This is a genomic window from Neglectibacter sp. X4 (assembly GCF_009917365.1).
Lineage (GTDB): Bacteria > Bacillota > Clostridia > Oscillospirales > Acutalibacteraceae > Acutalibacter.
In genome coordinates, this window is record NZ_QWLE01000348.1 from 1 (window position 1) to 524 (window position 524).

A 524-nucleotide genomic window follows, 5' to 3' on the forward strand; every position below is an offset into this window, starting at 1 on the left:
TAATATCAAGAAGTAGCAGTCCGATAGGGGTGAAACTGTCTTTCATACTGGTTTGTTCTTTTGAATAGCCATAGAAAGTGTCTGAATCCGGGCAAGAAACCGGTCTCTTCCTGTGCTGTTCAAACAGATACATGAATAAATCGTTCTTGTCGTAGAAATACTTGTAAATGCTGCCGATGGCGATGTCTGCCCTTTCTGCAATACGGTTGACACTGCTTTTTTTGTAGTTGTCCTTATATTCGATGAATTCTTCTGCTGCGGCATCTAAAATCTTCTGCTGTTTTTCCGCAGGCAGCTTGAAAAAAAGTTTTTTTGGCATGGTGTGCTCCTTCACTTTATAAGTTTTTCATGTTTTTGTTTTATCATATTTTGAATATGGGTGCAAGGAGAAAAAGTCTGAATTGGGTTGTCTTTCATAGGAAATCAGTATAAAATAAAGAAAAGCTATTTGAGGTGAAAGATGAAACTTTGGGAAAACACTGGAATCAAAGCGTGTGTTGTAGAGGAGATACGGACACTCGCAC

The 524-nt window shown here is 38.5% G+C and carries 1 protein-coding gene; it reads right to left on the reverse strand.

From position 1 onward, the window contains the following. Positions 1-319, reverse strand: a 319-nt coding sequence (locus D1841_RS18505) for a TetR/AcrR family transcriptional regulator (protein ID WP_166554416.1), incomplete at its 3' end; no start/stop codon positions are given. Between the last annotated feature and the right edge of the window lie 205 nt (positions 320-524).